Here is a 25,934-nt window from a genome sequence, read left to right as displayed (position 1 = left end):
TCATGGCTTTTATGGAACAACTATGGCATTAATCGTTCAAAAATATGGCGGTACCTCTATGGGCACTCCCGAGCGCATTCTCAATGTTGCTCGTCGTGTAAAGCGCTGGCATGACCACGGCCACAAGGTGGTGGTAGTTGTATCAGCAATGAGTGGCGAAACCAATCGCCTGCTTGCTTTAGCGAAGGCCATTACCGAAACCCCTGATCCACGTGAGCTTGACCAAATGGTCTCTACCGGGGAACAGGTTACGATTTCTATGTTAGCAATGGCGCTCAACTCTATTGGTGTTGAAGCAAAGTCGCTTACTGGTCGCCAAGTTGGCATCAAGACAGACAGTGCATTCACGAAAGCGCGTATCGAAGCAATCGATACCGATGTGTTAACTGAAAATTTAGATGCAGGACGCGTGCTGGTTGTTGCCGGTTTCCAAGGTTTTGATGCTGATGGCAACACCACTACTCTAGGTCGTGGTGGTTCTGATACTTCTGGTGTAGCCCTTGCTGCCGCATTAAAAGCAGATGAATGCCAGATTTATACAGACGTTGATGGTGTTTACACTACTGACCCTCGTGTTGCACCAAAAGCCAAAAAAGTTGATCGTATTTCTTTTGAAGAAATGCTGGAAATGGCATCACTTGGTTCTAAAGTTCTGCAAATTCGCTCTGTAGAATTTGCAGGTAAATACCAAGTGCCTTTACGCGTATTATCAAGTTTTGATAATGACGATGATGGCGCATTCGACGAAGAATTCAAACAGAACGTCGGTACACTAATCACCACTGAAGCGGAAGACAACATGGAACAACCAATCATCTCAGGTATCGCGTTTAACCGTGACGAAGCAAAATTAACTATTCTTGGTGTACCGGATAAACCGGGTATTGCTTCAAACATCCTTTCACCTATTGGTGATGCCAATGTTGAAGTGGATATGATTATCCAAAATGTTGAAGAAGATGGTACAACTGACTTCACATTTACAGTGAACCGTGGTGAGTTACCAAAAGCAAAAGCCATTCTTGAAGCTACTGCACAAGAAATTGGTGCACGTGAAGTAGCTACCCGTTCTGATATTGTTAAAGTGTCAATCGTGGGTGTAGGCATGCGTTCACACGCGGGTGTAGCAAGTAAAATGTTTACTGCACTTGCTAAAGAAGGCATCAACATCTTAATGATCTCTACTTCAGAAATCAAAATTTCTGTGATCATTGACGAAAAATATCTTGAACTTGCAGTTCGTGCCCTACACACCGCTTTCGGTCTAGACCGTGAATCCGGCGAATCAAGCGCACGTGCTTAATTTGTAGGACAACAAATTTTAGTCATTGTTTGACAAAATTTGCGAAATACTACAAAAAGAACAGAGCCACTATAGTTTTTCTTATAGTGGCTCTGTTATATTTGTAACCGAGGATTTTTGAAAATATTAACAGAATTGTTTGTGGTCAGCTTCTTGACACATGATTCTGATAATATTATCTATGATACTAAGGTTGTGTCTTTTAAATTTTTAAAATCAATTGCACGTTTAGCGTTTTGCAAGGAGATAAACATGCTGATTCTAACCCGACGTGTCGGTGAAACATTAATGATTGGGGATCAAGTCAGTGTTACTGTACTTGGCGTAAAAGGTAATCAGGTACGTATTGGCGTAAATGCTCCAAAAGAAGTATCCGTTCATCGTGAAGAAATTTACCAACGAATTCAACATGAACGCGCTATGCACGAACACCTTCAGCATCTCGATCAGGATTATCAACCTTCTTATGAAGAAGATAATTTCCAACAGAATACCTCGAATGACTTTAATCGTTAAAACATTAAATGTTGTTCTAATAAAGCGGCTATCTAGCCGCTTTAAATTTATCTGGCCCTAGATTTATCTGATCCTAGATCGTAAGAATTCACTGTTTAGGACTTAATTTTGCTCTAGCAAGGCCAAGGCTTTTTTCACCGGTGCATAGCTGCGACGATGCTGGTCAATCACTCCATGTTCAGCAATCGCATCAAAATGTGCTTTGGTCGGATAGCCCTTATGTTTAGCAAAGCCAAATTGTGGATACTGCTGATCCAGCAACACCATTTCACGGTCACGGACCACTTTTGCCAGAATGCTGGCTGCTGATATCTCCGCATGAATCGCATCTCCGCCTACCACTGCATCACAGCTTACAGTAAGACCCTGCGGGACTTTATTACCATCAACCAGTACATGTTCAGGTTGGATATTTAAAGCCTCCACAGCGCGTCGCATGGCCAGTAATGATGCTTGCAGAATATTGATCTCGTCAATTTCCTCATGACTGGCTTCTGCAATCGCCCAAGCCAAAGCTTTCTCTTGTATCTCTACGAATAATTTCTCACGTTTTTTTTCAGTGAGCTTTTTAGAATCATTTAAGCCTTCAATCGGGTTATTCGGATCTAAAATAACAGCAGCAGCAACCACCGAGCCCACTAAAGGGCCACGCCCTGCTTCATCCACGCCAGCAATTTTCATGACTTGTTTATCCTAAATTTTTACTAAAAAAACAGGCTGAACAAGTCAGCCTGTTTATTACATTACTGATTATTAATTTACTGCTTCAGCAACACAAGCATTAATCGTTTTAGTCACTGCATTTGAAACAATGGTATTACGTGCAGCCGGATCAATTGCCGCAGTCGCCAAATCTACCGCAGTCACGCTTTGTGGTGCTTTATCACTCACACAACCACAAATTTCTGTTTGAATATTTTGCTTTTGAGTTGCAGTCATTAATTTGGTTGCATTTTGCCATGCAGCAATATTATTCAGTTCAGTTGTACATTTTGCATTGATTGCGATTTTAATCGCAGCAGTACCAAGTTGTTGTGTGGTTGATTGCGCTGTTGTAGATGTCGTACCTGTAGTTGTATTAGTTGCTACACATGCAGTTAAAGCCAAAGATAAAGGAGCGAGCACAGCAATAAGTTTTTTCACAGTTTAGTCCTGAGTTATAAATCTGTTGGGCATATTTTGCCGAAACTTTTCTCAGGAAGAAATGTATATTTCAAATGAATTTTTATTGCATGAATTATCTGTTGAAAAAAACAACAGTCTTCAGTGTTGCAAGAATTATACGCTTCGTTCTATATTCATTATTTTTAAAGATGTGCTATTTGATTAGCATACCCTCCAACTTTCACTTTTAAAATAACATGTTGGTTATGACATGAAAAATACGCCACAATACTATACCCGCACCGCACAGCTACTCCACTGGCTCATGGCTGTAATTTTTATCGCTGCTTGGGGAATCGGTTTTTATAGCGGAAACTTTTTAAGTTATGATGTGGATGGCAGTTTTAAAGGTCAAGTGATAGGCCTGCACAAAAACATTGCGACTACCATTATCTTTTTAGTTGTAATTCGCATCTTCTGGCGCTATACCCATCCTGTTCCAGCCTTGCCCGGCACCATGTCTCCACTCATGAAAGTCTTGGCACATCTGGGCCATTTAGCCCTCTATTTAATGTTGTTAGCCTTACCAATTACCGGCTGTTTATTTAGCTGGAGCGCAGGACATCCTGCACCGGTATTATATTTATTCGAAATTCCACGTTTAGTACAAGAAGACCCGGATATTTTAGAAATTGTAAAACCTGTACACATTTATTTGTCCTGGTTTGCCGGTTTACTTGTTGTCGGCCATATTGCCGCAGCCTTGAAACATCATTTTATTGATAAAGATAATGTCTTGCGCAGCATGACCCGCCAAGCCAAATAATTTATTTCCATTCATAAAAAAGCCGCATCTGTATATCAACAGATGCGGCTTTATTAGATTTGAATCTTAATTCAAGGCATCTTGAGCACAGCCTTTTATGCTGTTCATCACTGCCTGTTTCATCAGACTATTTTTGGCAGATTCACTCATCGATGCCATTGCTAACTCTTTGGCTGAGATATCCTGCAATGCATGTTCACTTACGCAACCACACACTTGTTTTTGTACTGTTGCTTGCCGCTCTGAGCTCATAAACAACGCTGCGGATTGCCAAACTTTTGAATCATTTAATTCACTTTTACAGCCTTGCTCAATTACTGGTTTCAACATTTTTTGGGTTAATGAAAAATTTTTATCTGTGGCAAAGACCGATACAGAACAAGCCAGCAGACTGATAATAAATACCCAACAAACACTCTTTTTCACATTAGAACCTAATATTTAACACCCGGTTATTCAGCCACCCCATACATGAAGCCGCTGAATCCAAAGCATATATCCAGACCATCAATTACATCAAAGCATCAATTTCTTTAGCCCATTTCTGTTTTTCAGCAGCCGAAATAAACGATGCTTCAAATGAATTTTTAGCCAATTGCTTCAACTCATCATTGGACAGATCCAAGGCTTTTGTAATTGCAATGAAATTATCATTCATATAACCGCCAAAATAAGAGGGATCATCTGAATTGACGGTCACATGTACGCCTTGCTGCAACAGACGACGAATATTGTGCTGTGACATATCATCAACGACGCAAAGCTTTAAGTTACTGAGCGGACATACAGTCAGTGGCATTTTCTCAGCAATTAAACGTTGCATGAGTTTCGGATCGTCTTCTGAACGCACGCCATGATCCACACGGTTTACTTTGAGCAAATCCAGTGCTTCCCAGACATACTCAGCTGGACCTTCTTCACCTGCATGTGCAACCACCAAGAAACCATGTTCACGGGCTTTGGCAAATACACGTTCAAATTTAGATGGTGGATGCCCAACTTCACTTGAATCCAGTCCCACAGCAATAATTTTGTCTTTATAAGGCAAAGCCTGTTCAAGAGTTTCAAATGCCGCTTCTTCGGACAAATGACGTAGGAAGCACATGATTAAATGCGAACTAATACCAAACTTCGCTTTTGCATCATCACAGGCACGTTTTAAACCATTAATCACGGTTTCAAAAGCAATACCACGATCGGTATGGGTTTGCGGATCAAAGAACATTTCAGTATGCACAACTTTATCTGCCGCACATTTTTCAAAATATGCCCAAGCCAGATCATAAAAGTCCTGTTCATGAATCAGAACATTGGCACCCGCATAATATATGTCTAAAAATGACTGTAAATTATGGAAGTTATAAGCTTGTCTAACTTCCTCTACAGATTTATACGGAATATCAATATAGTTACGTTGAGCAATCTCGAACATAAGTTCAGGCTCAAACGTTCCTTCAATATGTACGTGTAACTCTGCTTTGGGCAGCGCTTGAATAAGCTCAAGTTGATTCATATCTTATCCTTATAAAATCTTTTTTCAAAAAATAAAAAAGGGTGCAAACTGAGTTTACACCCTATCCTGAATATGGTGAATTAGCCACCAAATACAGCAAATTTCAATGCCCAAAGTGCAGCAACAATCCATACCATATAAGGTACAGTTTTCGCTTGACCTGTCAGCAGTTTGATTAATGCGTAGCTAATAAAGCCCATCGCAATACCATCTGCAATTGAATAGGTAAATGGCATGCATACGATGGTTAAAAATGCAGGAACAGCTTCAGTGATATCATCCCATTCAATGTTGACGATACCTTGAATCATTAACACACCCACAAATAACAATGCAGGTGCTGTCGCAAAACTTGGAACTGATTGTGCCAAAGGTGCCAAGAATAAGCACAGTACAAACAATACAGCCACAACCACAGCAGTCAAACCTGTACGACCACCGGCAGCAACACCTGCAGACGATTCAATATAAGGTGTGGTTGAAGATGTACCCAATGCCGCACCAGCAACAATCGCAGTCGAGTCAGCAAATAATGCCTTTTTCAAACGTGGTAATTTACCATCTTTGAGTAAGCCGGCACGATGTGCAACACCTACCAAGGTACCGGTCGAGTCAAATAAATCTACCAGGAAGAATACAAAAATAACCCCGACCAGACTGGCTGTGAATAGGCCTTCAAAGTCCATTTGCAGGAAGGTTGGAGCAATAGAAGGAATTGCACCTACGACACCTTTAAACTCGTTCAAGCCCATTGCGGTCGCAATAGCGGTAATCACCAGAATACTGATAATAATTGCACCACGAACTTTAAAATGATGCATCACCACAATCATTAGGAAGCCAAGCAAAGTCAGCAATACGGTCGGTTGTTTCAAGTCACCCAGACCTACAAGCGTAGCTGGATTATCAACAATAATACCTGAATTCTTTAATGCAATTAACGCAAGGAATAAGCCAATCCCGCCTCCAATCGCAAATTTCAGTGACATTGGAATGGCATTGACAATCGCTTCACGAATTTTAAACATGCTGATTGCAATGAACACCAGACCAGAGACAAATACCGCAGCCAGTGCTGTTTGCCATGGCACACCCATGCCCATACACACTGAATAGGTAAAATAGGCATTGAGCCCCATACCTGGTGCAAGAGCGATTGGATAATTCGCAATCAATCCCATCACCAAACAACCAATAGCGGCTGCAAGACAGGTTGCGACAAAGACAGCCCCATGATCCATCCCGGTTTCGGATAAAATCATTGGATTGACAATAATGATGTAACACATGGTTAAGAAAGTAGTTACACCTGCAAGAACTTCTGTACGAAAACTGGTTTTGTTTTCGCTGAGCTTAAATAAGCGTTCCAGCATATTCTCTGAAGATGGATTAGGAGTCGTCATGACTTTACCCCTGTAAGTAAACTTTATGCCGTCAGCACGCTACAAAATTAATGATCCGGTCATTCAATCATCATTAATTTTGTAGATGTCCCAGCCATGGATATGCCAATATTTCCATTCAAAAACATGTCTATGAAGAGTTTTTCACTCACATCCAAATGCACAAATGAAGAAAAACTATCAACAAAAAAGCTGCATATCATTGATGCAGCTTCTTGAACTAAAGATTAAAATTCTTAGTCTATAAAAATTTTGATCCCGTTTTTGATAGTGGCAAATTATATCACAATGGTTTTTATTGTTTCTAAAATTTATTTCTAATTAAATTTCAACTAACTAGTCAGATATTTTAAACTATAAGTCAAAAATCAAGAATTAAAGCTCTTTCGGCTTTAAAATAAACTGATCAGAAGAGTCTGTCATCATGATTTCAACCTGATCACCTAAAATCATATTGTGCGGATTAGTATCCACAATATTTAAGGACTGATGGGCATCCTGAATGACCTGCTCCAATTCCTGTCTTTTTTTCATTTGCGAATCCTGATACACAGCATAACCCAGTATCAGAACTGAAAAAATAAAGATAGGAATTAACAACTTTCTCATAAGAAAATATTATTGTTCAAAAAACTTTTCCTTATCATATCAAAAAATAATAAAAAATGTGATGTGATCACAACATTTTCGCTCTTATTTTCATTATTCAATTCAAAAAAAAACCCTGATAAACATCAGGGTTTTTTATTTTTAGAACGATTAGGTTAAGCCGCGTGTTGCTCGTCTCGTTTGAATACCAGCTCCCCTTTTAATGAGCTGTCTGCATCAAAATAATAGCCATCCGTATTGAAGGATTTTAAATCTTCAGCTTTGTTCAGCTGATTTTCAATCATATAACGGGCCATGAGACCGCGGGCTTTTTTCGCATAAAAGCTAATCACTTTATATTTGCCGTTTTTCTGATCTAGAAATACCGGCTTAATGATTTCAGCTTTAATCTTGCGTTCAATGACCGACTTATAATATTCATCCGAAGCAATATTCACCAAAAGTTCGGAATTAGCCTGTTCCAGATCATGGTTGATTAACTGGGTAATTCGATCGCCCCAGAATTCATATAAATTATGTCCACGCGGATTTTGCAATTTGGTGCCCATTTCCAGGCGATATGGCATCATCAAGTCTAAAGGACGTAACAATCCATAAAGCCCTGATAACATACGCAAATGCTGTTGTGCATAGGCAATATGCTGGTCATTTAATGCATACGCATCCAGACCGGTATAAACATCCCCTTTAAAGGCGAATAAGGCCTGACGAGCATTAGAAAAATTGAACTCCGCTTGCCAATCATGAAAACGAGCAACGTTTAACTTGGCAATTTTTTCGCTCACACTCATCAAATTGGCGATATCTGCAGCAGACAGTTTACGACTAACGTCTACAAGTTCTTGTGAATGTTCTAGCAATCTTGGTAATGTATGCGCATCGGTTGGAAGTGCAGATTCGTAATCTAAAGTCTTAGCAGGAGAAATTAAGGCGAGCATGAATAACCTGATCAAAAAATAATTAAACAAACTATAACAGTAGGATTATTTTATTTCCAATTTGTGTTTTTACTGAACATTATCGGTAAAATATCTGATTCTCCTGTTATTAGTCGGTTGTGACATGTCCGAGCAAATTTTCATTCAAGGTCCTGCGGGTCAACTGGAAATTTTTGTTGATTATCCTCAGGGTGAAGTGAAAGGATTCGCGGTAGTGACTCACCCGCATCCACTTCAAGGTGGCACGCCACAACACAAAGTCCCTGCTCTTTTAGCACAAATGTTTTTAGAACGTGGTTATGCAGTCTATCGCCCCAGCTTCCGTGGTTCTGGTCAAAGTGCCGGGGTACATGATGAAGGCAACGGCGAAACCCAAGATACTATGCAGGTGATTCAATACGCACGTAGTCTTCATCCAAACCTTCCATTTTACGCAGGTGGCTTTAGTTTTGGCGCAAATGTAATGACAAAATGCTATGCGCTGCTTCCTGTAGATCAACAACCAGTGCAAACCATTTTATGTGGTTTACCTACCACAACAGTTGCTGGTGTACGCCATTATGTAACACCCCATATTAAGGGTGATATTTTATTTATCCATGGTGAAGAAGATAATATCACCCTGTTATCTGATCTCATTCAGTGGGCTAAACCACAGCGCCATCTAATTACCGTTTTACCGGGTGCTAACCATTTCTTTACAGGTTATTTAAAGCAATTACGTGTTGCAATCTCTCGTTTCTTAATTGCCTGATCAATTTAAAAATTAGAAAGACCATTCAAGTGATGGTCTTTTTTGTTCATTACTAATTTTATTTTAGACGATAAAAGCACTTATCTTTGCTGAGCTTTTAAATTTAACCAGACTGATAAATCCAAGAAGTAGCATATTAAGAATTCAAGCCTATATTTATGCTTAACCCTTCCATTTAAACTCACTAAAGGATTCATCTTCTTTCAAGGTATTTTCAACAGCCTGGGCCAATTGATTCAACAAACTCTGCTCTGTAATTCGATCTAGCCAATCCTGCCCTTCCTCTGGGTATGAAGTAATTTCACACACTAAATGCCCTTCTGCATCATGACTCTGGCAAGTGACCGATAGAGGCAAGGATTGATTATCTACACTCACTGCAACCTGATCACCACTTTGTGACAAGGTCTGAAAACCGTATTGACCCAACTCTTTAGATAAAAGATCTGCAACATATTCCTGAGTTACGTGGCAATCATTGGATTGCTGCGACACATGATTATGCTTTTCACAGTTTGCTGTAAATTGTAATTTTCTCATCTCTACATCCAAAGACATTTTTATTGTATGGTTTTAGAATAAGCAATTAAAACAAAACAGCCAAGCAAAAGCTTGGCTGTTGTCTAACAAATAGACAAAATTAGACTAATTATTCACTCACCTGAATTGGCAAGCCTGCTTGATTCGCAAGTTCAGTGAAGGTTGGGAAACTGGTGGCTACCGTTTCAGTGCCAACAATTTTAATTACACCTGAAGATCGTAAACCCGCCATACTAAAACTCATGGCAATACGGTGATCATGATGTGATTCAATTTCACCGCCGGTAAAGATTGCAGACCAGTCACCTGCTTTACCCTTACCTTCAATGATGATGCCATCTTCAGTTGGCGTGCAGTCGATGCCCATGGTTTTTAAGCCATCGGCCATCACTTGAATACGATCTGACTCTTTCACGCGAAGTTCGGCAGCACCAGTCAAAATGGTTTGACCTTCAGCACAGGCTGCGGCAATAAACAGTGCCGGAAATTCATCAATCGCTAGTGGCACCTGATCTTCTGGCATATGAATGCCTTTTAAAGTACGTGTGCCACGAATGCGAATGTCTGCAATCGGTTCACCGCCGGCAATACGTTCGTTTTCTACAGTAAGATCGGCCCCCATCTGTTTCAGGATTTCAATCACCCCGGTACGGGTCGGGTTAATGCCTACCGCTTCCAAAGTAACATCCGAACCTTCTGTGATTGCCGCACCCACCATAAAGAATGCAGCCGATGAAATATCGGATGGCACCTGAATTTCAGTACCCACCAACTTGCCTCCACCTTGTAGTGAAATGCGGTTGCCTTCGGTTTTCACCTTATAACCAAAAGCGCGCAACATGCGTTCAGTATGGTCACGGGTCGGTTCCGGTTCAGTCACTGAAGTTTCACCATTGGCCCATAGACCTGCCAGTAAAATCCCTGATTTCACCTGAGCAGAAGCCATAGGCAAGTCATAATGAATCCCTTGCAGATTCTGACTACCAGTAATAGATACCGGCGGAGTACCACGTTCACCTGTGGTTTGAATCTGCGCACCCATTTCACGAAGTGGTTTGGCAATCCGCTCCATCGGACGTTTAGACAATGAAGCATCACCCGTCATCACCGAATCAAACTGCTGCGCAGACAGCATGCCTGAAAGCAGGCGCATTGATGTACCAGAGTTCCCCATGTATAGAGCACTTTTTGGCGCTTTTAAACCATTGATACCAACGCCATGAATGGTCACTTCACCATTTTTAGGGCCTTCAATACTCACGCCCATATCACGAAACGCTTGCAAGGTCGCCAATGCATCCTCACCTTCTAGAAAACCGGTAACATGGGTAGTCCCTTCGGCAATCGCACCAAACATGATGGAACGGTGTGACACAGATTTATCCCCTGGCACGGTAAATTTACCCTGGAAATTTTTCTTACCCGGTAAAATCGTAAATTGCTGTGTCGTCACTTTATTTTTCTCCATCAAGGGTCTTTTAGCGAGCATGTGATTGAAATGCTGGCGTGCTGCCTGAGCATGTCCCAGTAATCCCATCAATGCTTGTGAATCTTCGTCTTCAATCAGTTTACGGATTTGGGCGAGTTGATGCTCAAATCCATCTACAGCATTTAAAATTGCTTTTTTATTGGCAAAAAAGATGTCATGCCACATCTGTGGATCACTGGCGGCAATTCGCGAAAAGTCTCGAAAACCGCCTGCAGCATAACGGAAAATATCTAAATTATCTTCACGGTTGGCCAATTGCTCTACCAAATTGAAGGCCATCAAATGCGGAAGATGGCTGGTATGGGCCAGCACTTCATCATGCTTTTCCACATCCATGCAAATCACTTCCGCTTTGGCCGCCTGCCACAGTTGAATCAGTTTCTGTACTGCCCAGTCGCCACTGCTCGGTAGCGGGGTTAAAATCACTTTATGATTGGCAAATAAATCAACTTTGCCGGCATGCACGCCAGTATGTTCTGCTCCGGCAATCGGATGACCCGGCACAAAACCACTTGGTAACTGTTCACCATAAACCGCTTTGGCTGCATCCACGACATTACCCTTGGTACTGCCCACATCGGTAATAATGGTGCTATCAGACAGATAAGGTTTGATGGTTTGCAGCACTTTTTGCGTTGCACGTACAGGCAGGGCTAAAACCACCAGATCCGCACCTTGTACCGCATCTACAGGATTGCTATAACCGGCCTGAATCAGGCCCAGAGCTTTGGCATCGTCCAAGGTTTTCTGTGAACGTGTAGATGCAACAATTTGCTTTGCCAGATTTTCAGCAATCATCACACGCGCCAGACTTGAGCCAATTAACCCAAGTCCAATAAATGCAACTTTTTCAAACAGTGGCTGAGACATCACTTAAACATTTTCCTCTACAGCATTGGCTGTTAAATCAAGTACTTTCGCCAGGGCTGTCAGGAACTTCGCATTTTCCGCTTCAGTACCAATGGATACGCGAAGATGGTTTGCAATCCCCACCGGACGCACAATTACACCTTGTTTGAGTAAGGCATTAAAAGTGGCTGCCGGATCGGCCTGTACATCGACCAAAATAAAGTTGGCACGTGAAGGCACATAATTTAAGCCCAGCGCATCAAAGCCCTGTTCCAGTTGCTTCATGCCGGCTTTATTTACAATACGCGATTGTTCAATAAAGTCTTCATCTTTCAGTGCCGCGACAGCTGCGACCATCGCCAGATGATTGACATTAAACGGTTGACGAATACGGTTTAAATAATCCGTCACTTCTGCCGATGCTAAAGCAAAACCAACACGAAGTGCAGCTAGGCCATAGCATTTAGACAAGGTACGGCTGACGATGATATTAGGATATTGCTCTAGGAATTTCAGGCTGTTGAAATTTTCCGGGAAATATTCCACATAGGCTTCATCCAGAACAACGATGACATTGGCCGGAACTTTTTGCATGAAGGCTTCAAATTCAGCTTCTTCAAACCAGGTTCCGGTTGGGTTGTTTGGATTGGCAATAAAGACCAGTTTGGTATTGTCTTTTATTGCAGCAGCCATGGCATTCAGGTCATGCGCAAAACCTTTAGCAGGCACTTCAATCGCTTCAGCATTAATCGCTTGAGTCACCAAGGCATACACAGCAAAGGCATGCTGGCTATACACCACAGAGTCGCTTGAAGAAACAAATGCACGCGCAAACATTTCAAGCAAGTCGTTTGAACCATTCCCCAAAGTAATCCGGTCAGCAGTCACCGCAAATTGTGCTTGAATCTGGTCTTTTAAGATAAAACCACCACCATCTGGATAGCGGCCAATTTCAGCCAGTTCAGCTGCCACAGCCTGTTTGACTTTGTCAGAACAGCCCAACGGGTTTTCGTTCGAGGCTAATTTGACAATATCAGTAATCCCTAACTCACGCTCAAGTTCACTAATAGGTTTACCTGGTTGATAAGGCTTTAACTTTGAGATGCCTTCATTGGCAGGGACAAACGACATGTTACTCTTCCAGCTATTTCAAGTGATAAAAGGGATCGGTTTAAAATTAAACCGATCACCAGAGTGATTTATAAAACTGCAATCGGATATGAACCCAATACTCGAACTTCTTTCACCAAAGGACGAATTTCTTCAATCGCTGCTTTGACATTGTCCTGATCGACATGGCCTTCCAGGTCAATGAAGAACACATAGGCCCATTTTTCCGGCAATGCAGGACGAGTTTCAATACTGGTTAGACTAATGTTGTGTTTGGCAAACGGTGCCAAAATTTCAAGCAAAGCACCGGCACGGTCATGTGCAGAAATTAATAATGAAGTTTTGTCATTACCACTTGGCGGCACTTTTTCACGGCCAATTACCAAGAAACGTGTGGTATTTTCCGGATTATCTTCAATATTGCTGTGCAAGATTTCCAGGTCATAAATATTGGCAGCCACTTCTGAAGCTATTGCAGCGGAATGCCATTCATTACGAATACGGCGTGCCGCTTCGGCATTTGAACTTAAGGCAACACGTTCAACGCCTGGATAATGTGCATCTAACCAGCCACGACATTGTGCCAAAGTCTGCTGATGGGCATAAATCTGTTTAATGCTGTCTTTACGGGTATTCGATGACACTAAAAACTGGTGATGGATACGCAGTTCAACTTCACCAATTACGTTTAAGTGTGAAGATTTAAAGCAGTCCAGCGTATGATTGACCACGCCTTCAGATGAATTTTCTACCGGCACCAAACCATAATGCGCACTACCTGCTTCGACTTCACGGAACACTTCATCAATGGTTGGAAGTGGACGGACAAGGGCATCCTGACCAAAATGTTTCAGTACGGCTGAATGGGTATAAGTACCGACAGGCCCCAAGAACGCAATACTTTGTGGCGCTTCTAGAGCCAGACATGCCGACATGATTTCGCGGAATAAACGCGCCATAGTCACATCCGACAACGGGCCTTCATTACGTTCCATAACATTACGTAAAACTTGTGCTTCACGCTCAGGACGGTAAAACAATGGATTCTCTTCAGCAGCAAATTTTGCTTTTGCGACCGCTTCAGCCAGTTTTGCTCTTTTATTAATAAGCTGTTGAATCTGTTGGTCTACAGAATCAATATCCTGACGGATTTGAGCCAGATCAAGAGAAGTCGATGTGTTTTGATCGTCGTTGATCATTGTTATGTTGCCCTTCAAAAACGTTATGCAAACAGTATAACAATAGTTAGCTTTCAAATGTTACGCAATAAGACTTTGATTGATTCAGTCTTAAAAACATACAGTTGATTTAATCAGCAATTTTATTGCTCAAGCTTTTGCCCGGAGTATTGAAAATGGATCAGCTTTTGCCAATTCGTTAAAAAGGCACCACAGCTGTACATTTATCACTCAGCAATCTGGCTGCCAATTTTATGTCATTTCCTGAAATAAACTTATCGGTATTTATCAATAAGCTCATCGTTAAAAACGCTTAATGAAAAGCAGATTTATTCCTCTTAAAATACTGTCAAAACTGCCCAACTGTATACAGAGTCACTAAATCCATAGGTATTTTGAAGGCCTTTACAAAATCAGTCATCGGAAAAATTCCGTGTACTGGACTTTGACACATGCAGAAACAAAAGTCTTTAGTTTAATTTTTTAATGCTTACAACCAGTTAAAAATAGCTGCAGAGCTTTATTTACGGGAGTTTCACATATGCAAGAGTTATTTACCAAACTCCATCACAAAAGTTTAATGTTTGCTCTATAGTCTTCTAAACAAAGCAATTCGGAGAATAAAAATGTCAAAAAGAATCGCGGTTTTAGTGACACATGATTTTGAAGATGTGGAATATCTGGAACCGGTGCAAGCCTTTCGTGCTGCACGGCATAGTATTTTAAATATTGAAAACAAAGCCGGTAACATTGTCTATGGTCATAAGCGAAAATCGGCCGTCACTATTGACCAAAGTATAGATGATGTCACAGTGCATGATTTTGATGCTTTGCTCATTCCTGGAGGGTATTCTCCCGACCGGCTCCGTGGCGATGAGCGTTTCGTAGATTTTGTGCGTAAATTTGCCAATGCACAAAAACCCATTTTAAGCATCTGTCATGGTCCGCAGCTCCTGATTACTGCCAAAGTCGTAAAAGGCCGTTTAATGACCACCATTAAAACCGTCGCAAAAGACCTGATTAATGCCGGTGCGGTCTATTATGATGTCGGTGTGGTCAATGATAATAATCTGTATATCTCATCGCGCTCACCGGATGATTTACCTGCTTTTATAGAAGAAAGCCTCATGGTGCTGGATCAATAAAAAAGCACCCTTCAAAGTCAGACCTGGTGTCCAGCTTTCAGGGTGCAATTCTATGTGATTCTTTTTATCGAGCCTCTTATTCAGGAATTAACGCCCTAATAGACTACGCGCCACAATTTCTTTCATAATTTCATTGGTTCCGCCATAAATACGCTGAATACGTGCATCTACAAAGAATCGTGAAATTGGATATTCCGTCATATAACCATAGCCACCAAACAGTTGTAATAAGTTATCGGCGATTTTCATCTGCATATCGGTTGCAAAGCTTTTTAAAGCTGCGGCTGTTTCCACATCCAGTTTGCCTTGCATATATAGCTCAACATTCTGGTTATAAAATGCCGCGGTCGCCTGTTCGTCAATTTTTGCCTGCGCCAAAACAAAACGGGTATTCTGGAATTGGCTAATTGGCTGACCAAAGGCTTGACGTTCTTTAACATAAGCAATGGTCACATCCAATGAACCACGGATTGCTCCAATGGCTGTAGAGGCAATGGCGGTACGTTCACGTGGCAATTCCTGCATTAAGTAAGCAAAACCCTGACCCGGCTGGCCCAGCAATTGATCCTTCGGCACTTTAATATTGTCAAAGAACAATTCAGAAGTGTCTTGTGAATGCAGACCAATCTTGTTGAGGTTGGTGCCCTTCTTAAAGCCTTCCAGATGCGTATCCAGCAGCAATAAAGACACGCCTTTGGCACGCGCCTGAGGATCAGTTTTTGCTGCCAATACCACCAGGTCTGCATGCTGACCATTGGAAATAAAGGTTTTTGAACCATTTAACAGGTAGTGGTCATCTTGCAAAATGGCACTGGTTCGCATGGCTTGCAAGTCTGAACCCGCACCCGGTTCGGTCATGCCAATTGCACCCACCACTTCACCCGTCACCATTTTTGGCAACCAGTATTGTTTTTGTTCTTCTGTACCAATATGCAGGATATACGGCGCTGCAATTTCAGAATGGCATGAAATTCCGGTCGACAGCGCACTAAATCCGGCACGTGCAGATTCTTCCACCAGCATCAGTGAATAATGGGTAGGTACCCCATAACCGCCATATTCTTCCGGCACATCAACACACAAGAAACCATTTTCACCCAGCAGATTCCATACAGAACGCGGCATAATGCCTTGCTGCTCCCATTGCTCATAATGCGGTGCAACATGTTCATTCATAAAGCGTTTGAAGTTGTCACGAAATAGTTCTAAATCAGCATCATAGGCCAACATATAGCATCCTTGGTTTGAGTTGTTGTATTTTTTCCTTCTCTCCATCCTATTTATTTTATGCACATTTGTCATGCACTACTGGCTTTATATTTTATGACTTTAAGGTCAATAAAAAAGGAAGCCGAAGCTTCCTTTTTAAAATCAGAAACGATTAAGCGTGTGCTTGATTCGCTTCTTCCTGCATTTTTTGGTCAACCATTTCCGGGTTATTTAATGCTTCATTTAACCGAGCTGTGTCTAATTGACCCACCCATTTCGCAACCACAATAGTCGCCAACGAGTTACCAACCAGATTGGTCAAGGCACGTGCTTCAGACATGAAACGGTCAATACCCAAAATCAAGGCCAAACCAGCAACTGGAATATGTCCCACTGCTGATAATGTTGCAGCCATAACAATGAAGCCAGAACCGGTTACACCCGCCGCACCTTTAGAAGAGATCAATAACACCGCCAAAAGCGTAATTTCATGCGTAAGGTCAAGCGGTGTATTGGTTGCTTGAGCAATGAAGATCGCAGCCATGGTCAGGTAGATAGAGGTACCATCCAGGTTAAATGAATAACCGGTTGGAATCACCAGACCGACCACTGATTTTTCACAACCAGCAATCTCAAGCTTCTTCAACATACGTGGAAGTACGGATTCAGATGAAGATGTACCCAGTACAATCAATAACTCTTCGCGAATCATACGAATCATTTTCAAGATACTGAAACCGCAGAAGCGCGCGATACTACCCAAGACAATGAAGATGAACAGTAAACACGTAATATAGAAACAGATGATCAGCTGAGCTAACTGAGCCAATGAACCAATACCATATTTACCAATGGTAAATGCCATCGCACCAAATGCCCCGATTGGTGCCAACTTCATAATCATGTTTACAATATTGAAGAAAACATGAGAGATTTGATCGACAAATTTAAGTACAGGCTTACCAGCATCGCCCAGTTTATGCAGCGCAAAACCAAATAGCATTGCAAACAGTAAAACCTGCAGAATTTCACCTTCAGCAAATGCACCCACCACAGTATTCGGGATGATATTCATCAAGAAATCCATGGTCGATTGCGAAGCACCTGATTCTACATATTTAGAAATTCCTGAAGTATCTAAAGATGCAGGATCAATATTCATCCCAACACCCGGTTTTGCAATATTAATCACAAGTAAACCGATAATTAGTGCCAGTGTAGAGACCACCTCAAAATAAAGCAGTGCAATACCACCTGTTTTACCCACAGATTTCATGCTTTCCATACCCGCAATACCACTCACGACAGTACAGAAAATCACTGGTGCAATAATCATTTTGATGAGCTTGATAAACGCATCACCTAATGGTTTTAATTGCTCACCCAAGCCTGGCACGCTTTGCTTAACGCCGTCCACAATTACAGATGAACTTGGGGAAAAATGCCCGACAATCACACCTAAAATGATGGCAACAATCACTTGGAAATAAAGCGACTTATAGATTGGTTTTTTAGCCATAAGATTACTTCTTTATATATTTCAAAATAGAAATATTCAATTTTTGCCTATTCTTACGAATACACAGCCCTTAACCCTTTTGTACAACGACAAAGGAAATAAAAAGTATTGAGTTCACTCAATACCCGAGTACAAAACAAAATGTTTTATAAAATGATCATCATGCACTGTTCAAACTTCCAGAGAAATCCAAAGTGCCGAGATCAGGAGGATGAATAAGAAAAACTAAATAATTTTACCTACAGTTTAAATTTTACCTAATTTTTTTAAGGCTATGCGGACCGTATTGTTAAATTTGTTTAATATATAACCACTATGGATTAGACCTTAGTCGAAGCATGAAAAAATACTTTTATTAAATTATGCTGCAATATTTCATCTATGTTTATAAAATAGGATTGCAGCCATTTTTACGTCCTACACAGGTGAACTGATCGAATATGCAAACCAAAAGAAATATCTATAAAGACTTTGAACATCCTTTTGCACAATATGTCCGAATTGTGGGTAAAGGAAAAAATGGTGCGCGCTCCCTGAGTTTTGATGAAGCTTATCAAGCTTTTACCATGATCTTGAAAGATGAAGTTCTGGATGTCCAGCTGGGAGCATTCCTGATGCTCTTACGTGTAAAAGAAGAGTCAGTCGATGAACTGGCAGGTTTTGTCCAGGCAACCCGCGATCAGCTCAATTTCAAAGCATTAGATGTCGATTTGGACTGGTCCTCATATGCAGGCAAGCGTAAACATTATCCATGGTTTTTATTGGCCGCACTGACTTTGGCACAAGCAGGTTACAAGGTAGTGATGCATGGTGCATCTGGACATACCATTAACCGTCTGTACACCGAACAGGTCTTAGAATATCTGGGTTACCCAATTTGCCAGAATGACACCGATGTAGAACAACAACTACACGAGCGCAATTTTGCCTATATTCCTTTAGATGTCATCTCCCCTATTTTAAGCGAGCTGATTGCGCTAAGAAATGTCATGGGCCTGCGCTCCCCAATTCATACTTTGGCCCGCCTGATTAATCCATTCAATGCCAAAGCCACCATGCAGGCGATTTTCCATCCGGCCTATCGTGGTTCACACCAGCAAGCAGCCTTTAAACTGGGTTATCAAAATAGCGCAGTGATTAAAGGTGAAGGTGGCGAGTTTGAACGTAATCCAGATGCCAAAACCTTAATTTGTGGCATTAAAAATGGCGAATTGTACGAGCATGAATTGCCAAAACTGACTGAAAACCGTAGTCCTGTGGAAGAAGAACTGGATTTAGCTGTATTTAAAGCGGTGTGGGAAGGCAAACAGCATCATGAATACGGGGAAATTGCGGTTCCTGAAACCATGGGCATTGCGCTTTACACTATGGGGGCCTGTGATTCTTATGAAGCAGCGATGTTAAAAGCCAGAGAGCTTTGGGCAAATCGTTTCTCAGTTAATGTTTCTAAGTGACTATTTTGAACTTATTCAATTTATTTGACCTATATATGTTTAGACAAGAATAATATTGAATCTAATCTTCTTATTTTCAAATTTAAAATAACATTTAATCACATGAGATCGGCAGGACGCCGATCGTTGGGCTGTGATACAAGGATGTATCATCAGCACAACAAAGGGTTTTGTTTACTTTTGCCCTATCAAAAGTAAAAATATGCCTACACAATGCCTTTTGAAGGCTTGATACTGAATGTGGCCGTGATGCACTTTGATTGAAACCAACTTCCAATAAAAAAAAGACACCTGAGTGTCTTTTTTTCTACAAAACCAATATTTAAACAAAACGAATCGGTTTAAACTCTGGTTCTTCAACATGCGAATCGCAATGTTCATCTTCTTCTTTGGTACCACGGTCAATATAACCGCTACGTTCAGTTTCAGGTAAGTTTTTCACTTCCCAGGCAATCACTGCCTGCATGCAAATTTGACGTTGCTCTTGAGTCAGTTCAACACCATTCGGCCATTTGCCAATTTCAACGGCTGTTTTTAAACGCGAAACAATTTCAGGATCGAGTACAGCCAACATTTGTTCAATATTCATCATTTAATCCTGCTGTTGTAAAGAGTCAAAATCTTGATTCCAACCAAGTTTGGTACGACATGCCATAAAGAAATCATAACCTGGTGGATGAAGTAAATTTAATTTAAATGGATGCTTACGAATATGTAAACTATCCCCAACGCTAAGTGAAACACTGTTTTGACCATCGGCACTGACCATGGGCAATACACGGTTTTCACGAATCATGATCTTAATTTCACTATGTCCACCAACCACAATTGGACGCGAAGACAGCGTATGTGGATGCATTGGGACTAAAGAAATCGCATCCATCCCGGGATGGATAATCGGTCCGCCACCAGATAGCGCATAAGCCGTAGAACCGGTAGGTGTAGACACAATCAAACCATCACTATGCTGACGATAGACATATTGACCATCAATATTCAGCTCGAAGTCAATCATATGCACCGACTTGCCTGAATGCAGCACCACATCATTCAGGGCGATGGCATCATAAATGGTTTCACCTTTGGAACGTATTTCCATTTCCAGCAAGAAACGGCGATCCAGCTGAAATTCACCTTTGAGCACCTGATCCAGTTTAAAGATGACTTCTGTCGGTTTGATATCGGTTAAAAAGCCCAAACGACCACGGTTCACACCAATCACCGGCGTGTTGTGTCTCACTAAGGCACGCGCGGCATGAAGTAAGGAACCGTCCCCCCCCACCACAATCACCAAATCAACCACTTCACCCAGCAAACTGCGACTCACCGTTTGAGTATTGCTATAAGGCACCAAAGCTGCAGTTTCTGAATCAAAAACAGGATGCAGGCCTAGGCTTAAAAGATGGTCATGAATGAGACTTAAAGTTTCCACTACGGAGGATTTATCTGGACGTCCTATTAGTCCAATGTTTCGAAAAGTCTTATGTGAAATTTGCACCTGAGTCATCGCTCCGCTACGATTCATGCATATCATAGCATTAACCCCATTAATTTAAAAAAACTTTAACCATGGCTATTGCTAAAGATCAAGCACAGCAAACTTGACAAAGATTTTATTGGACTCTGATGCTTAGGCTAAATTTGCTTTTATTAAAAAAACAAAGCTTGATGTTTTATGATAAAAATCAGCAAGTTTAAAAGAGCATTCTTCCACATTTTCCAGACAATCTTTAAGTCATGTAGATCTGCTTTAAAAACAATGCATTCTTTTAAAATGCCTACCTCGTTATCAAAACAACATCTTGCATAAAATCAAGAACTAATTAGCCATTAATTTGACCAGTTTTTCCTGATATTTTATCGTCAGTCACAGATTAATTATTGCAAAAATCTGAAAAGCTTCGCATGATTAGCACAATTTATTTGGATCTTACAATAATTGATGAAGTCTGAACGCGGTATCGGTTTATTGGCCTTTATTTTTTCAATATTAGTCATTGGTGTTTTCGTCGTTTTTAGTATCTATTTAATCCGGATGGATAATATTGTACGCAATAAATTTGAGGGACAACGCTGGGATATTCCTGCAAAAGTTTTTGCTCGTCCTCTAGAGATCTATAATAATGCGCCGGTAAACCAGGCAGACTTCACTCAAGAGCTCAAACTTCTCGGCTATAAAAGTGCTGATGGCTATACCCAATCAGGCAGTTATGTCACTTCCGGTGATGCTTTATATGTCCATACCCGTGGTTTTGACTTTGGTGACAGTGTTGAACCCGAGCAGGTTTTAAAAGTCTCTTTCGCGAATAACCAGATTACTGAAGTCAGTGCAACCAAACCATCATCTACCGGTATTGCCCGTTTAGAACCTTTATTGATTGGCGGTATTTATCCGCAGCACAATGAAGACCGTGTACTGATTAAACTCAATAGTGTACCTAAACCACTGATTGAAGCATTGATCTCGACAGAAGACCGTAATTTCTACCACCACCACGGCATCTCTGTTCGCGGCACGGCACGTGCATTGGTCAGTAATATCACCGGTGGTAAGCGTCAAGGTGGTTCAACCCTGACACAGCAATTGGTGAAAAACTTCTATTTAAGCCCTGAAAAAACCTTAAAGCGTAAAGTCAATGAAGCCTTGATGGCGATGCTGATTGAGCTGCATTATGACAAAGATGAAATTCTGGAAGCTTATCTGAACGAAGTGAATCTGGGTCAAAATGGCAGTTACTCCATTAACGGTTATGGTCTGGCTTCCCAGTTTTATTTTGGTTTACCCTTACGTGAACTCAATATTGCCCAACAGGCCTATTTAGTCGGTCTGGTTCAAGGACCATCACTATTTAATCCGTGGAAGAATCCTGAAGGTGCAAAAAAACGTCGCGATATTGTGTTGAATAATATGCTGGTGATGGGATATTTAAATCAACAGCAATATGAACAGGAAGTTGCGCGTCCATTAAACGTCATTGCCAAACCGACTTTAGGCCCTGCCCGCTTCCCAGATTTTATGGATATTGTCCGTCGACAATTGCGTACTGAATATCAGGAAAGCGATTTAACCAATCAAGGCTTAAAAATCTTTACCACGCTCGATCCTATTGCACAGACTCAAGTACAAGAAGCCTTTAAAGCCTCAGTTTCACGTTTGGCCAATGCCAATCCAAGAAACTTAAAAGACTTACAAGGTGCGGTTCTAATTTCGCATCCGGAAAATGGTGAGCTGGTTGCTGCTGTCGGTTCTACTCAGGACTTCACTGGTTTTAACCGTGCCCTGGATGCAAAACGTCAGGTTGGTTCACTACTTAAACCGGTAATTTATTTAAGTGCTATTGAGTCTGGACGCTATAACTGGGCAAGCCCAATTGAAGATAGCTCGATGCATATTCAAAGTGAGGGTAAAACCTGGACGCCGAAAAACTATAGCGGCGGTGAACATGGTGTAGTGCCTATGGCAGAAGCCTTGGCCAACTCCTATAACCTTTCCGCAGTACGTTTAGGCCAGGAATTTGGTATTTCAACCTTTAGTAATCACCTGAAAAAATTTGGTGTGACCTCAGAAATTCCAAGCTATCCATCAATCTTCCTGGGTGCGATTGATATGTCACCTATGGAAGTGATGAGTATTTACGGCAATTTTGCGACTGGCGGTTTCAAATATCCAATCAAATCCATTCGCTCGGTGGTCGATTCCAATGGACGCCTGCTCGATCGTTATGGTCTGACCCCTCAACAAACCATCGATGCTTCTGCGGCCTATATTTTGAATTATGGTTTGCAGCAAGTGATGAGTTCAGGTACTGGCCGTTCAGCGTATAGTAGTTTCCCTGCCGATTTAAAACTGGCTGGTAAATCAGGCACCACCAATGATACCCGTGACTCATGGTTTGCAGGTTATTCCGGCAATTATTTAAGTGTGGTCTGGTTAGGTTTAGACAATAACAAAGTCACTGGTTTAACTGGTTCTTCTGGTGCACTGCCGGTGTGGATTAACGTGATGAAGCAATTACGTCAAAAACCGGTCAACTTGCGTCAAACCGAAAACGTGCAATGGCAATGGATTGACCGTTCAACGGGATATTTATCAGCACAAGGCTGTGAAGGCGCAATGTATATTCCTTTGCTACGCAGCAATATGCCACGTCAGGCTACTGGTTGTGGCATGCCACATTATCAAGTTGAGCCCACTTACAATCCTGATACTGAAAACAATCAGGCACCAGCAGATCAAAACGATAGTATTGAAAACTATATCCGTGAAAGTGACACTGAGACTCCAGGTGATACTTCAAATAACAATAAGGTTATTTCAAGCGGCAGCTTTGATAATTAGTGGTGAAAACTCAGAATGAAGTTTGTATTCAAAATCGATAAAAAGTGGCTGATTGGTCTGGGCATGATGGGTTTGGTAGGCTGTCAAAGCCTGCCAGCACCTGAAACTAAAACTGCGCCCAAACCGGCCCCTGCGGAAAAGAAGGAAATCAAAACTCCTGACGGTGTGATTATTACCCCGTACGAACGTGAAGAAATTCAACGTAAAAAAATGCAGGTGGTTGTTCCGGACCAAAAAACCAAGCAACAGTTTGAAGATGGTCGCCAGCTGCCCGCTTTTCAGAAATTAATGCAACAAACCCAGCTGGCCTATAAACAGGGACAGTGGAATAAAGCCGAGGCATCAGCGCTTCAGGGACAGTGGAATAAAGCCGAGGCATCAGCGCTTCAGGCACAGCGCCTAGCCCCACAGTCTGCTGAAACTTTTTTGTATTTGGGCTTAATTGCCAATCAAAAAAATAAACCTGCTAATGCCGAAGCTTTGGCACAACGTGGACTCAGTTATGCGCAAAGCAATGCTATGAAAAGGCAGCTCTGGTCAGTGATTTTAAAAGCCGGGCAACTGCAAAAGAACACCAAAACCGTTCAGCAAGCACAAAAGGCATTGCAAGGCTTATAATTTTAAACCTAGACATTCACAGCTGTATTGAGCTTTCATAGGTTATAGTTCAATACATCTGACTGATTTTATAAAAAACGCATTCCGGCAATGCCATAAGCGCCCTGCTCTTGGGCAATGGCCAAATCACCTTCTTGCATTCCCCCTAAGGCAAATACGGGCATATCTACTTGTGTAACCCAGTTTTTAAACTGTTCCCAGCCCAATGCTTCCACATCTGGATGCGTGGCTGTCGGCAGCACCGGACTTAACAGAATGGCATCACAGCCCAACTGCTGCGCCTGTTGCATCGAAGCCAGATCATGGCAGGCTGCAATGTAACGTTTGCCTAATTGCAAATCATCCGGTTTCAAAGCCATCAACTGAGACTGTTTTAAATGAATTGCAGCAATGGCCTGCTGCTGGATTGAACCGAGTTGCTGATAAATGTCAATATTCACAATCAACTGCGACAACTGTTCTACACTGAGCTCCGCCAGTTCAACAATCTGTTGCTGAGTTCCCTCAACACGCCAATATATTAATTGATCTGGTTTTAATTGTTGCAAGTCACTCAGCTGCGCTGAAATTTTGATTTGATGCGGCCAGTACAAACGCTGCAGCATGCTTTGATTGGCTTTAGGAAAATTCAAATTCAACAGTTCATCCCGGCTACACCACGTCCATGGCTGCTGAATCTCATTTAATAAAGCCGTAGACACCATGGCATGGAAGACATGTAGCTGAACAATAACATCTTCATATTCATGGCAGATCAGATCAAAAGCATGCCAGTCATGTAGCCCAATACCCACCTCTTCATATATTTCACGGCGGCATGCAGCCAAAGGTGTTTCGCCTGCTTCAACTTTTCCTCCCGGAAATTCATGCTTATTGCCCTGATGCTGTTTTGCTTCACGCCAGCCAACCAGCACTTTGTTCTGATGCATCAAAATGGCAATTGCAACATGAATCGTGGGTTTAGACATTTCGTACTCCTTCACGTGAAAATATTAGGGTCTGTTGACATTTCATAAATGGCTTGCGTTGTAGGCTAAAATTAAGCAGACAAGGAATGAAATGTAAAGAATGGTGGTTCCATTTTTAAATTTCATGACGAAGTCTCAACAGACCCTATAAAGTGTAAGCAAATTGAAGTTTTTTATAAAATCTTAAATAATTTATTGACAGGCCTATTCGATAATGATTATCATTTAAAACGTTCACTATATACCACGGAGTCGACGGAATGAACGCACCATTTAGCCTATTTACACGTAACCATGAAGCAGCTCACTCACTACCTATGTTGCACTCAAACAACCTGTTTTCCCTAGGCAGAGAAATTCGAATCATGCATGCTGGTGAAGAATACCGTTTACGTTTAACACGTAACAATCGACTCATTTTAACCAAATAAAAAAATAACAATCCCATAATAATAATCGTGGAAATCAGCAGTATGGACTCAAACCATACTGCTTTTAAATTATAAAATTACTTAACATGACTATTGATTGGAATCCTGCTTTATATCTG

General features: G+C 41.5%; 25 protein-coding genes. 9 read left to right on the top strand and 16 right to left on the bottom strand.

Features of this window, described 5'->3' with window-relative positions:
- Positions 1-22 precede the first annotated feature (22 nt).
- Positions 23-1,303, top strand: a complete 1,281-nt coding sequence (locus tag FB6_RS07160; RefSeq protein WP_174559351.1) for an aspartate kinase — start codon at positions 23-25, stop codon at positions 1,301-1,303.
- A 252-nt stretch (positions 1,304-1,555) separates the two neighbouring features.
- Positions 1,556-1,819 (top strand): carbon storage regulator CsrA, encoded by a 264-nt coding sequence (csrA, locus tag FB6_RS07155; RefSeq protein WP_174559350.1) that lies wholly within the window; start codon positions 1,556-1,558, stop codon positions 1,817-1,819.
- A gap of 102 nt (positions 1,820-1,921) precedes the next feature.
- Here the strand turns inward: csrA and rnhB are convergent, their stop codons facing one another.
- Complete coding sequence (gene rnhB / locus FB6_RS07150) at positions 1,922-2,500, bottom strand: ribonuclease HII (RefSeq protein WP_174559349.1); 579 nt, start codon at positions 2,498-2,500, stop codon at positions 1,922-1,924.
- A 72-nt stretch (positions 2,501-2,572) separates the two neighbouring features.
- On the bottom strand, positions 2,573-2,962 hold the full coding sequence (locus FB6_RS07145; protein ID WP_174559348.1) for a hypothetical protein: 390 nt from the start codon (positions 2,960-2,962) through the stop codon (positions 2,573-2,575).
- Positions 2,963-3,194: 232 nt separating this feature from the next.
- Between FB6_RS07145 and FB6_RS07140 the strand changes: the two genes are divergently transcribed.
- Complete coding sequence (locus tag FB6_RS07140; RefSeq protein ID WP_174559347.1) at positions 3,195-3,749, top strand: cytochrome b; 555 nt, start codon at positions 3,195-3,197, stop codon at positions 3,747-3,749.
- Between the two features lie 66 nt (positions 3,750-3,815).
- Here FB6_RS07140 and FB6_RS07135 read toward each other — a convergent pair whose 3' ends face one another.
- The 5 genes from FB6_RS07135 to yaaA form a co-directional block, all read right to left on the bottom strand.
- Positions 3,816-4,175: a hypothetical protein gene (locus FB6_RS07135; RefSeq protein ID WP_174559346.1), complete on the bottom strand. Its 360-nt coding sequence runs from the start codon at positions 4,173-4,175 to the stop codon at positions 3,816-3,818.
- An 85-nt stretch (positions 4,176-4,260) separates the two neighbouring features.
- Positions 4,261-5,262, bottom strand: coding sequence for an adenosine deaminase (locus FB6_RS07130; protein ID WP_174559345.1), 1,002 nt, complete (start codon positions 5,260-5,262; stop codon positions 4,261-4,263).
- 80 nt (positions 5,263-5,342) lie between these two features.
- Positions 5,343-6,665 (bottom strand): NCS2 family permease, encoded by a 1,323-nt coding sequence (locus FB6_RS07125; RefSeq protein ID WP_174559344.1) that lies wholly within the window; start codon positions 6,663-6,665, stop codon positions 5,343-5,345.
- Positions 6,666-7,040: 375 nt separating this feature from the next.
- Positions 7,041-7,199: a hypothetical protein gene (locus FB6_RS07120; protein WP_174559312.1), complete on the bottom strand. Its 159-nt coding sequence runs from the start codon at positions 7,197-7,199 to the stop codon at positions 7,041-7,043.
- A 230-nt stretch (positions 7,200-7,429) separates the two neighbouring features.
- The gene (gene yaaA / locus FB6_RS07115; RefSeq protein ID WP_174559343.1) at positions 7,430-8,212 is read right to left on the bottom strand and encodes a peroxide stress protein YaaA; all 783 of its coding nucleotides are present in this window, start codon (positions 8,210-8,212) and stop codon (positions 7,430-7,432) included.
- Positions 8,213-8,336: 124 nt separating this feature from the next.
- On the opposite strand from yaaA, the gene FB6_RS07110 reads away from it, so the two are divergent.
- Positions 8,337-8,966: an alpha/beta hydrolase gene (locus tag FB6_RS07110; protein ID WP_174559342.1), complete on the top strand. Its 630-nt coding sequence runs from the start codon at positions 8,337-8,339 to the stop codon at positions 8,964-8,966.
- A 162-nt stretch (positions 8,967-9,128) separates the two neighbouring features.
- On the opposite strand, the gene FB6_RS07105 is transcribed toward FB6_RS07110, so the two are convergent.
- The 4 genes from FB6_RS07105 to pheA form a co-directional block, all read right to left on the bottom strand.
- Positions 9,129-9,506 (bottom strand): hypothetical protein, encoded by a 378-nt coding sequence (locus tag FB6_RS07105; protein ID WP_174559341.1) that lies wholly within the window; start codon positions 9,504-9,506, stop codon positions 9,129-9,131.
- A gap of 109 nt (positions 9,507-9,615) precedes the next feature.
- Positions 9,616-11,865, bottom strand: a complete 2,250-nt coding sequence (locus tag FB6_RS07100) for a bifunctional prephenate dehydrogenase/3-phosphoshikimate 1-carboxyvinyltransferase (protein WP_174559419.1) — start codon at positions 11,863-11,865, stop codon at positions 9,616-9,618.
- Positions 11,866-11,868: 3 nt separating this feature from the next.
- On the bottom strand, positions 11,869-12,975 hold the full coding sequence (hisC, locus tag FB6_RS07095; protein WP_174559340.1) for a histidinol-phosphate transaminase: 1,107 nt from the start codon (positions 12,973-12,975) through the stop codon (positions 11,869-11,871).
- 68 nt (positions 12,976-13,043) lie between these two features.
- A complete protein-coding gene (pheA, locus tag FB6_RS07090; RefSeq protein WP_174559339.1) occupies positions 13,044-14,153 on the bottom strand; it encodes a prephenate dehydratase in 1,110 nt (369 codons plus the stop codon).
- Positions 14,154-14,758: 605 nt separating this feature from the next.
- Between pheA and FB6_RS07085 the strand changes: the two genes are divergently transcribed.
- Entirely contained in the window at positions 14,759-15,277 is a 519-nt protein-coding gene (locus tag FB6_RS07085) for a type 1 glutamine amidotransferase domain-containing protein (protein ID WP_174559338.1), read from the top strand.
- A gap of 87 nt (positions 15,278-15,364) precedes the next feature.
- On the opposite strand, the gene FB6_RS07080 is transcribed toward FB6_RS07085, so the two are convergent.
- Entirely contained in the window at positions 15,365-16,507 is a 1,143-nt protein-coding gene (locus tag FB6_RS07080) for an acyl-CoA dehydrogenase family protein (protein WP_174559337.1), read from the bottom strand.
- Positions 16,508-16,658: 151 nt separating this feature from the next.
- Positions 16,659-18,005: a dicarboxylate/amino acid:cation symporter gene (locus tag FB6_RS07075; RefSeq protein WP_174559336.1), complete on the bottom strand. Its 1,347-nt coding sequence runs from the start codon at positions 18,003-18,005 to the stop codon at positions 16,659-16,661.
- Positions 18,006-18,445: 440 nt separating this feature from the next.
- On the opposite strand from FB6_RS07075, the gene FB6_RS07070 reads away from it, so the two are divergent.
- Positions 18,446-19,459 carry a glycosyl transferase family protein gene (locus FB6_RS07070; RefSeq protein WP_174559335.1) on the top strand — a complete coding sequence of 338 codons (1,014 nt, stop codon included), beginning with the start codon at positions 18,446-18,448 and terminating at the stop codon, positions 19,457-19,459.
- A gap of 322 nt (positions 19,460-19,781) precedes the next feature.
- Here the strand turns inward: FB6_RS07070 and FB6_RS07065 are convergent, their stop codons facing one another.
- Positions 19,782-20,048, bottom strand: coding sequence for a YeaC family protein (locus FB6_RS07065; RefSeq protein WP_174559334.1), 267 nt, complete (start codon positions 20,046-20,048; stop codon positions 19,782-19,784).
- A 3-nt stretch (positions 20,049-20,051) separates the two neighbouring features.
- Complete coding sequence (locus tag FB6_RS07060; RefSeq protein WP_174559333.1) at positions 20,052-20,993, bottom strand: NAD(+) kinase; 942 nt, start codon at positions 20,991-20,993, stop codon at positions 20,052-20,054.
- Between the two features lie 408 nt (positions 20,994-21,401).
- On the opposite strand from FB6_RS07060, the gene mrcB reads away from it, so the two are divergent.
- Both mrcB and FB6_RS07050 read left to right on the top strand, forming a co-directional pair.
- The gene (gene mrcB, locus FB6_RS07055; RefSeq protein ID WP_174559332.1) at positions 21,402-23,798 is read left to right on the top strand and encodes a penicillin-binding protein 1B; all 2,397 of its coding nucleotides are present in this window, start codon (positions 21,402-21,404) and stop codon (positions 23,796-23,798) included.
- A 15-nt stretch (positions 23,799-23,813) separates the two neighbouring features.
- The gene (locus tag FB6_RS07050) at positions 23,814-24,416 is read left to right on the top strand and encodes a tetratricopeptide repeat protein (RefSeq protein ID WP_254592208.1); all 603 of its coding nucleotides are present in this window, start codon (positions 23,814-23,816) and stop codon (positions 24,414-24,416) included.
- Positions 24,417-24,484: 68 nt separating this feature from the next.
- On the opposite strand, the gene FB6_RS07045 is transcribed toward FB6_RS07050, so the two are convergent.
- Positions 24,485-25,384, bottom strand: coding sequence for a thiamine phosphate synthase (locus tag FB6_RS07045; RefSeq protein ID WP_174559331.1), 900 nt, complete (start codon positions 25,382-25,384; stop codon positions 24,485-24,487).
- Between the two features lie 260 nt (positions 25,385-25,644).
- On the opposite strand from FB6_RS07045, the gene hemP reads away from it, so the two are divergent.
- Positions 25,645-25,815, top strand: a complete 171-nt coding sequence (gene hemP, locus FB6_RS07040; RefSeq protein ID WP_174559330.1) for a hemin uptake protein HemP — start codon at positions 25,645-25,647, stop codon at positions 25,813-25,815.
- Positions 25,816-25,934 lie beyond the last annotated feature (119 nt).

Source organism: Acinetobacter bouvetii (assembly GCF_902753875.1).
In the GTDB taxonomy this organism is placed as follows: domain Bacteria; phylum Pseudomonadota; class Gammaproteobacteria; order Pseudomonadales; family Moraxellaceae; genus Acinetobacter; species Acinetobacter bouvetii_A.
This window is presented reverse-complemented; position numbering and strand designations above follow the sequence as displayed.

Coding starts and splice junctions, on each gene's coding strand:
- FB6_RS07110 (WP_174559342.1), top strand. CDS start 8,337: ATGTCCGAGCAAATTTTCATTCAAGGTCCTGCGGGTCAACTGGAAATT.
- csrA (WP_174559350.1), top strand. CDS start 1,556: ATGCTGATTCTAACCCGACGTGTCGGTGAAACATTAATGATTGGGGAT.
- FB6_RS07125 (WP_174559344.1), bottom strand. CDS start 6,665: ATGACGACTCCTAATCCATCTTCAGAGAATATGCTGGAACGCTTATTT.
- FB6_RS07050 (WP_254592208.1), top strand. CDS start 23,814: ATGAAGTTTGTATTCAAAATCGATAAAAAGTGGCTGATTGGTCTGGGC.
- FB6_RS07075 (WP_174559336.1), bottom strand. CDS start 18,005: ATGGCTAAAAAACCAATCTATAAGTCGCTTTATTTCCAAGTGATTGTT.
- FB6_RS07070 (WP_174559335.1), top strand. CDS start 18,446: ATGCAAACCAAAAGAAATATCTATAAAGACTTTGAACATCCTTTTGCA.
- pheA (WP_174559339.1), bottom strand. CDS start 14,153: ATGATCAACGACGATCAAAACACATCGACTTCTCTTGATCTGGCTCAA.
- FB6_RS07130 (WP_174559345.1), bottom strand. CDS start 5,262: ATGAATCAACTTGAGCTTATTCAAGCGCTGCCCAAAGCAGAGTTACAC.
- FB6_RS07100 (WP_174559419.1), bottom strand. CDS start 11,865: ATGTCTCAGCCACTGTTTGAAAAAGTTGCATTTATTGGACTTGGGTTA.
- FB6_RS07085 (WP_174559338.1), top strand. CDS start 14,759: ATGTCAAAAAGAATCGCGGTTTTAGTGACACATGATTTTGAAGATGTG.
- FB6_RS07045 (WP_174559331.1), bottom strand. CDS start 25,384: ATGTCTAAACCCACGATTCATGTTGCAATTGCCATTTTGATGCATCAG.
- FB6_RS07140 (WP_174559347.1), top strand. CDS start 3,195: ATGAAAAATACGCCACAATACTATACCCGCACCGCACAGCTACTCCAC.
- FB6_RS07105 (WP_174559341.1), bottom strand. CDS start 9,506: ATGAGAAAATTACAATTTACAGCAAACTGTGAAAAGCATAATCATGTG.
- rnhB (WP_174559349.1), bottom strand. CDS start 2,500: ATGAAAATTGCTGGCGTGGATGAAGCAGGGCGTGGCCCTTTAGTGGGC.
- FB6_RS07160 (WP_174559351.1), top strand. CDS start 23: ATGGCATTAATCGTTCAAAAATATGGCGGTACCTCTATGGGCACTCCC.
- yaaA (WP_174559343.1), bottom strand. CDS start 8,212: ATGCTCGCCTTAATTTCTCCTGCTAAGACTTTAGATTACGAATCTGCA.
- hemP (WP_174559330.1), top strand. CDS start 25,645: ATGAACGCACCATTTAGCCTATTTACACGTAACCATGAAGCAGCTCAC.
- mrcB (WP_174559332.1), top strand. CDS start 21,402: ATGAAGTCTGAACGCGGTATCGGTTTATTGGCCTTTATTTTTTCAATA.
- FB6_RS07060 (WP_174559333.1), bottom strand. CDS start 20,993: ATGATATGCATGAATCGTAGCGGAGCGATGACTCAGGTGCAAATTTCA.
- hisC (WP_174559340.1), bottom strand. CDS start 12,975: ATGTCGTTTGTCCCTGCCAATGAAGGCATCTCAAAGTTAAAGCCTTAT.
- FB6_RS07065 (WP_174559334.1), bottom strand. CDS start 20,048: ATGAATATTGAACAAATGTTGGCTGTACTCGATCCTGAAATTGTTTCG.
- FB6_RS07120 (WP_174559312.1), bottom strand. CDS start 7,199: ATGAAAAAAAGACAGGAATTGGAGCAGGTCATTCAGGATGCCCATCAG.
- FB6_RS07080 (WP_174559337.1), bottom strand. CDS start 16,507: ATGTTGGCCTATGATGCTGATTTAGAACTATTTCGTGACAACTTCAAA.